7 protein-coding genes are annotated in these 6,572 nt (G+C 72.6%); 6 read left to right on the top strand and 1 reads right to left on the bottom strand.

What is annotated here, in order from left to right; genetic code table 11:
- From AOK24_RS38700 to AOK24_RS38690, 3 genes are all read left to right on the top strand, one after another.
- Positions 1-809, top strand: an 809-nt coding sequence (locus AOK24_RS38700) for a 4Fe-4S dicluster domain-containing protein (protein ID WP_055724617.1), incomplete at its 5' end; no start/stop codon positions are given.
- Positions 806-1,270, top strand: a complete 465-nt coding sequence (locus AOK24_RS38695; RefSeq protein WP_055724616.1) for a Crp/Fnr family transcriptional regulator — start codon at positions 806-808, stop codon at positions 1,268-1,270. The genes AOK24_RS38700 and AOK24_RS38695, both read left to right, overlap by 4 nt.
- Positions 1,267-2,073, top strand: coding sequence for an FAD/NAD(P)-binding protein (locus AOK24_RS38690; protein ID WP_055724615.1), 807 nt, complete (start codon positions 1,267-1,269; stop codon positions 2,071-2,073). Before AOK24_RS38695 ends, AOK24_RS38690 begins: the two co-directional genes overlap by 4 nt.
- Before the next feature lie 33 nt (positions 2,074-2,106).
- Here the strand turns inward: AOK24_RS38690 and AOK24_RS38685 are convergent, their stop codons facing one another.
- Entirely contained in the window at positions 2,107-3,303 is a 1,197-nt protein-coding gene (locus AOK24_RS38685) for an RNA-guided endonuclease InsQ/TnpB family protein (protein WP_079057219.1), read from the bottom strand.
- Positions 3,304-3,455: 152 nt separating this feature from the next.
- On the opposite strand from AOK24_RS38685, the gene AOK24_RS38680 reads away from it, so the two are divergent.
- The 3 genes from AOK24_RS38680 to hypD form a co-directional block, all read left to right on the top strand.
- Positions 3,456-4,229 carry an NADH-quinone oxidoreductase subunit B family protein gene (locus AOK24_RS38680; RefSeq protein WP_055724613.1) on the top strand — a complete coding sequence of 258 codons (774 nt, stop codon included), beginning with the start codon at positions 3,456-3,458 and terminating at the stop codon, positions 4,227-4,229.
- Positions 4,226-5,569, top strand: coding sequence for a Ni/Fe hydrogenase subunit alpha (locus AOK24_RS38675; protein ID WP_055724612.1), 1,344 nt, complete (start codon positions 4,226-4,228; stop codon positions 5,567-5,569). Before AOK24_RS38680 ends, AOK24_RS38675 begins: the two co-directional genes overlap by 4 nt.
- On the top strand, positions 5,566-6,572 hold a 1,007-nt coding region (hypD, locus tag AOK24_RS38670), incomplete at its 3' end, for a hydrogenase formation protein HypD (RefSeq protein WP_055724611.1). The genes AOK24_RS38675 and hypD, both read left to right, overlap by 4 nt.

The raw sequence follows: 6,572 nt of genomic DNA, 5'->3' as shown, positions 1-6,572 counted from the left end.
ACCCCGAACCCCCCGCCTACGCGTTCCTCGGCGTACGCCCCTGCGACCTGCGGGCCATCGCCATCCAGGACCGGGTCCTGACCGGCGGCCGGTACCAGGACACCGGGTACGGCCGGCGCAGGCGGCGCGCCCTGCTCATCGCCGCCGAATGCACCGAACCCGGCGCGACCTGCTTCTGCGTCTCCACCGGCGGCGGCCCCGCGGCCGACCCCGGCTACGACCTGGCGCTCACCGAGGTCGTGGACGACGCCGGACACCGCTTCCTGGCCCGCGCCGGCAGCGAGGAGGGCGCCCGGCTGCTGGACGCCGTACCGCACCGGCGGGCCGATGCCGCCACCGAGAGCGTCGCCCGGGGCGCCGTGGACGCGGCCCGCGACCGGATGGGCCGCGCGCTGCCCCCGGTCGACGTACGCGTCCTGCTCGGCGGGAGCCCGGAGGCCGAGCGCTGGGACGACGTCGCCGCACGCTGCCTGACCTGCGGCAACTGCACCATGGTCTGCCCCACCTGCTTCTGCGTCACCACCGAGGAGGTCACCGACCTCACCGGCGACCACACCGAGCGCTGGCAGCGCTGGGACTCCTGCTTCGACCTGGACTTCTCCCACCTGCACGACGGGCCGGTCCGCGCCTCGGGCCGCTCCCGCTACCGGCAGTGGCTCACCCACAAACTCTCCACCTGGCACGACCAGTTCGACAGCTCCGGCTGCGTCGGCTGCGGCCGGTGCATCGCCTGGTGCCCGGTCGGCATCGACCTCACCGAAGAGGTCGCCGCCCTGGACGCCGAACGCGGGACGGAGACGCCCCGATGACCGTCGCGAGCAGGCTGCGCATGACGAGGGCGCTGGGCGACGAGCACCGCGAGCGGCTCCTGCGGACCGCCGGCGCGGCCGACCTGCGCCCCGGTACCAGGCTCTTCGGCGAGGGCGAGTACGCGGACCGCTTCTGGGTCCTGCGCGAGGGCACCGTCGCCCTGGACATGCACATCCCCGGCCGCCGCGCCGCCGTCGTCGAGACCCTCGGCGCCGGGGACCTGGTCGGCTGCTCCTGGCTCTTCGAGCCGTACGTCTGGCAGCTCGGCGCCACCGCCACCGCCCCGGTGCGCGCGTACGCCTTCGACGCCGTCGCCGTGCGCCGGATGTGCGACCAGGACGCCGGCTTCGGGCGGGCGGTCGGCCAGTGGGTCGGCCAGGTGCTGTCCGGGCGCCTCGCAGCCGCCCGCACCCGCCTCGTCGACCTGTACGGCACCACCGGCACGGGAGGCGCCCCATGAATGGCCTGCCCGTCCCGCACGTGGTGACCGACCGGCGCGTCGAGACCGCGGACACGGTCACCCTGCGCATCGAACCCGTCGGCGAGGCGCTCGCCGCGTTCACGCCCGGCCAGTTCGCGATGGTGCACTGCTTCGGCCGCGGCGAGATCCCCCTGTCGGTCAGCTCCGTCCAGTCCACCGGCGGCCTCGCACACACCGTGCGCGCCGTCGGCGCGGTCTCCGCCGGGCTGTGCGAGGCCCGCGTCGGGGACGTCCTCGGCGTGCACGGCCCCTACGGCACCGGCTGGGAGCCGGAGCGGGCGCACGGCCGGGACGTCCTCGTCGTGGCCGGCGGCATCGGCCTCGCCCCGCTGCGCCCCCTGATCCTCGAAGCGCTCGCCGAACCCGGCCGCTACGGCCGGATCAGCGTCCTCGCCGGAGCCCGCACCCCCGCCGACCTGATCGCCCGCGACGACCTGGAGAAATGGCGCACCGCGTACACCGGGGTGACCGTCGACCGGCCCGGCCCGCACTGGGACGGGGACGTCGGCGTGGTGACCCGCCTCCTGGACCGGGCCCCCTTCGACCCCGCCCGCGCCTGGGCGTTCGTCTGCGGACCCGAGCCGATGATCCGCGCCACCGCCCGCGACCTCGTCCACCTCGGCGTGCCCCCGCAGCGCGTCCGCGTCTCCCTGGAACGCAACATGCGCTGTGCGACCGGCCACTGCGGCCACTGCCAGCTCGGCCCCCTCCTGGTGTGCCGGGACGGCCCGGTCGTCGGCTGGGACCGGGCCGAACCCCTGCTGTCGGTGAGGGAGCTGTGAGTTGACGCTCTCCTCCCTGAAGGGAGGAGATTCTTACGGCTCGCGCCGTAAGACTTCCTGGTTCATCGCCGACTGCCTGCCCGGAGTACTCCGTTGAGGTCTTACACCAGCTCCACAGGCCGACACCGCCCGTCCGGCGGCCAGCAGATTCTTCGCCGCGTTCACGTCCCGGTCATGGGTCGTGCCACAGCTGTCGCATGTCCAGGTGCGGACGTGCAGCGGCATCCTCTCCCGCAAGGTGCCGCAGACGGAGCACAGCCTGGACGAGGGGAAGAAGCGGTCCACCGCGATCACTTCCCGCCCGTACCAGGCGGCCTTGTACTCCAGCAGACTTCGGAACTCGGCCCACGCGGCATCACTGATGGCGCGGGCCAGGCTCCGGTTCCTGACCATGCTGCGTACTGCCAGGTCCTCGATCACGATCGTTTGGTTCTCACGAACGAGACGAGTGGTCAGCTTGTGCAGGCCGTCACGCCTGCGGTCGGCGATCCTGGCGTGAATCCTGGCGACCCTCTGCCGGGCCTTGGCCCGGTTCGCCGACCCCTTGGTCTTCTTCGCCATGCGGCGCTGGGCCAGGGCAAGGCGGGCGCGGTCGGTTCGCTCATGCCGGGGGTTGGCGACCTTCTCCCCGGTGGACAGGGTCAGCAGGTGGTCCAGACCGACATCCACGCCCACGGCGTCGCCGGTGGCAGGGAGCGGTTTCACGGACGGGTCCTCGCACAGCATCGACACGAACCAGCGCCCGGCCGCGTCCTGCGAGACGGTCACCGTGGACGGCTTCGCACCCTCCGGCAGCGGCCGGGACCAGACGATGTCCAGGGGCCCGCGCATCCTGGCCAGCGTCAGCTCGCCGTCGCGGAAGCGGAAACCGCTGGTGGTGTACTCGGCGGACTTGCGGGACTTCTTCTTCGACTTGAAGCGCGGGTACTTCGCCCGCTTACCGAAGAAACTGGTGAACGCAGCCTGGAGGTGCCGCAGGCATTGCTGGAGCGGCACGGAGGAGACCTCGTTGAGGAACGCCAGTTCCTCGGTCTTCTTCCACGTCGTCAGCATCGCCGACGTGGCGTTGTAGTTCACACGCTCCTGCCGTGTCCATGCCTCTGTGCGGGCGGCGAGCGCCAGGTTGTAGACCTTGCGGACGCAGCCGAACGTACGCGACAGCTCGGCCGCCTGCTCGTCCGTGGGACAGAAGCGGTACTTGAATGCCCGCTTCACATGCGCCGTGGTCACCCTCACAAACTAGTGAGACCGCACATAAGGATCAAACCTGCTGGTCAGAACACGGCCTTTCGCCCTGGCGGCGAAACCCCGCTCCCTGCTCTGCTCCACAGGAGTCCGTTTCCTCTCCGCCGTGAACGGCGGAGTATCCACGGAGGAATCTGATGAGCCGACGTGACACCCCCACGCTCGCCGTGTTCAAACTGGCCTCCTGCGACGGCTGCCAGCTCACCCTGCTGGACTGCGAGGACGAACTCCTCGGCCTCGCCGGCGAGGTGCGCATCGCCCACTTCCTGGAGGCGACCAGCGCGGTCGAGCCGGGCCCCTACGACCTGACGCTCGTCGAGGGCTCCGTCACCACCCCCGAGGACGCCGAACGCGTCCGCGCCATCCGCGCCGCGTCCCGCCGGCTCGTCACGATCGGGGCGTGCGCGACCGCCGGAGGAATCCAGGCCCTCAGGAACTTCGCCGACGTCGACGCCTACCGGCGCGTGGTCTACGCCCACCCCGAGTACATCTCCACCCTGGCCACCTCCACCCCGGTCTCGGCCCACGTGGACGTCGACTTCGAACTGCGCGGCTGCCCCGTCGACCGGCGTCAGCTCCTCGAAGTGATCACCGCGTACCTCGCCGGCCGTACACCCGACATCCCCGGGCACAGCGTGTGCTTCGAGTGCAAGCGGCGCGGCACGGTCTGCGTCACCGTCGCCGACGGCACCCCCTGCCTCGGCCCCGTCACCCAGGCCGGCTGCGGCGCCCTGTGCCCCGCCTACCGGCGCGGCTGCTTCGGCTGCTTCGGGCCGTCCGGGTCGGTGAACCTGCCCGCCCTGATCCCGCTGCTGCGCCGCGACGGCCTCGACGAGGACGCCGTCTCACGCTTCCTGCACACCTTCAACGCAGCCGCCTTCGCCGCCCTCGACAAGGAGCCGAACCCGTGACACACCAAGGTTCCCGCGTCCTGTACGTCGGCGCGCTCTCCCGGGTCGAGGGCGAGGGCGCGCTGAGCCTGCGCGTCCACGACGGCACGGTCACCGAGGCGCGCCTGGAGATCTACGAACCGCCCCGCTACTTCGAGGCGTTCCTGCGCGGCCGGTCCTACACCGAGCCGCCCGACATCACCGCCCGGGTCTGCGGGATCTGCCCGGTGGCCTACCAGATGAGCGCCTGCGCGGCGATCGAGGACGCCTGCGGGGTGCACGTCGACCCGGCGATCCGCGCCCTGCGCAGACTCCTGTACTGCGGCGAGTGGATCGAGAGCCAGACCCTGCACATCTACCTGCTGCACGCCCCCGACTTCCTCGGCCGCAGCGGCGCGATCGAACTGGCCCGCACCCACCGCGCCGACGTGGAGCGCGGCCTCAGACTGAAGAAGGCCGGCAACTCCCTGCTGGAACTCCTCGGCGGACGCGCGATCCACCCGGTGAACGTCCGCCTCGGCGGGTTCCACCGGACCCCCTCGCGCGGAGAACTGCGCGCCCTGGAACCGGAGCTGAGGCGCGCGCTCGACGACGCCTGGGAGACCGTGCGCTGGACGGCCGGATTCGACTTCCCCGACGCCCGCACCGACGCCGACCTCCTCGCCCTGGCCGCCCCGGACACCTACGCGATCGAGGGCGGCACCCCGACCGTCCTGCGCGCCGACGGCACCACCGGCTCCTTCCCGCTGCGGGACTTCACCCAGCGCGTCCGCGAGACGCACGTGGCGCACTCCACCGCCCTGCACTCCCGGCTCGACGGCCGCACCCACCTCACCGGCTCCCTCGCCCGGTTCGCGGTGGGGGGCCGCCGCCTGTCCCCGCTGGCCCGGCAGGCCGCCGTCGAGGCCGGACTCGGGGACCCCCGCGAGGGCGCCGTGTGCCGCAACCCGTACCGCTCGATCCTGGTGCGGGCCGTGGAGGTCGTGTACGCGCTGGAGGAAGCCCTCAGGATCATCACCGCGTACGAGCCCCCCGCCCGCCCGTACACCGAGGTCCCGCCCGTCGCCGGCGTCGGACACGGCGCCACCGAGGCCCCGCGCGGCCTCCTCTACCACCGCTACGCATTCGACGAGCGCGGCATCGTCACCGACGCCGTCATGGTCCCGCCGACCGCGCAGAACCAGGGCGCGATCGAGGCCGACCTGCGCCGCCTCGCCCAGCGGGCCGTGAGCGAACAGAACCTCGGCGACGAGGAGCTGACGGACCTGTGCGAGCGGGCGATCCGCAACCACGACCCGTGCATCTCCTGTTCCACCCACTTCCTCGACCTGAGGATCGTGCACACCACGGGGGACCGGTGAAATACCTCGACGAGTACCGCGACCCCGTCCTCGCCCGCCGCCTGCTGGAGGCGCTGCGGGCCACCGCCACCCGCCCCTGGCGGATCATGGAGGTGTGCGGCGGCCAGACCCACACCCTGGTCCGCCAGGGCATCGACGAACTCCTGCCCGCCGGCATGCGGATGATCCACGGCCCCGGCTGCCCGGTCTGCGTCACCCCGCTGGAGACCCTCGACCGGGCCATGGCGATCGCCGCCCGCCCCGGCGTCACCTTCACCAGCTTCGGCGACATGCTGCGCGTCCCCGGCACCACCACCGACCTGCTGTCCCTGCGCGCCCGTGGCGCCGACGTCCGCGTCGTGTACGCCCCCATGGACGCCGTCCGCCTCGCCGCCCGCCACCCCGACCGGCAGGTGGTGTTCCTCGCCGTCGGCTTCGAGACGACGGCGCCCGCCGCCGCCACGGCCGTCCTGCACGCGGCGCGCCTGGGCCTCACCAACTTCTCGATGCTGGTCAGCCACGTGCTGGTGCCCCCGGCGATGACCACACTGCTCGACGACCCCGACTGCGAGGTCCAGGCGTTTCTCGCCGCCGGACACGTGTGCGCGGTGACCGGCTGGCGCGCCTACGAACCCATCGCCGCCCGCTACCGGGTGCCCATCGTCGTCACCGGCTTCGAACCGCTCGACCTCCTGGAGGGCGTCCTGATGGCCGTGGAGCAGCTGGAGACCGGCCGGCACGAGGTGACCAACCAGTACGCGCGCGCCGTGCGCCGTACCGGCAACACCGCCGCCCAGGACGCCGTCCGCACCGTCTTCCAGGTCACCGACCGAGCCTGGCGGGGGCTGGGCGCGCTGCCCGACAGCGGACTCGGACTCGCCGCCCCGTACGCCCGGTTCGACGCGGTGACCCGCTTCGACGTGGGCGACCTGCACCCCGTCGAGGACCCGGCCTGCATCGCGGGCGCCATCCTCACCGGCGCCCGCGTCCCCACGGACTGCCCCGCCTACGGCACCCGCTGCAC

Source organism: Streptomyces niveiscabiei (assembly GCF_001419795.1).
Taxonomy (GTDB): Bacteria; Actinomycetota; Actinomycetes; order Streptomycetales; family Streptomycetaceae; genus Streptomyces; species Streptomyces niveiscabiei.
Note: the sequence above shows the minus strand (reverse complement) of the source record. Positions and strands in the feature narration are given on the sequence as shown.

Excerpts from the sequence above, each read along its gene's own strand:
- AOK24_RS38690 (WP_055724615.1), top strand. The coding sequence starts at position 1,267 with ATGAATGGCCTGCCCGTCCCGCACGTGGTGACCGACCGGCGCGTCGAG.
- AOK24_RS38695 (WP_055724616.1), top strand. The coding sequence starts at position 806 with ATGACCGTCGCGAGCAGGCTGCGCATGACGAGGGCGCTGGGCGACGAG.
- AOK24_RS38680 (WP_055724613.1), top strand. The coding sequence starts at position 3,456 with ATGAGCCGACGTGACACCCCCACGCTCGCCGTGTTCAAACTGGCCTCC.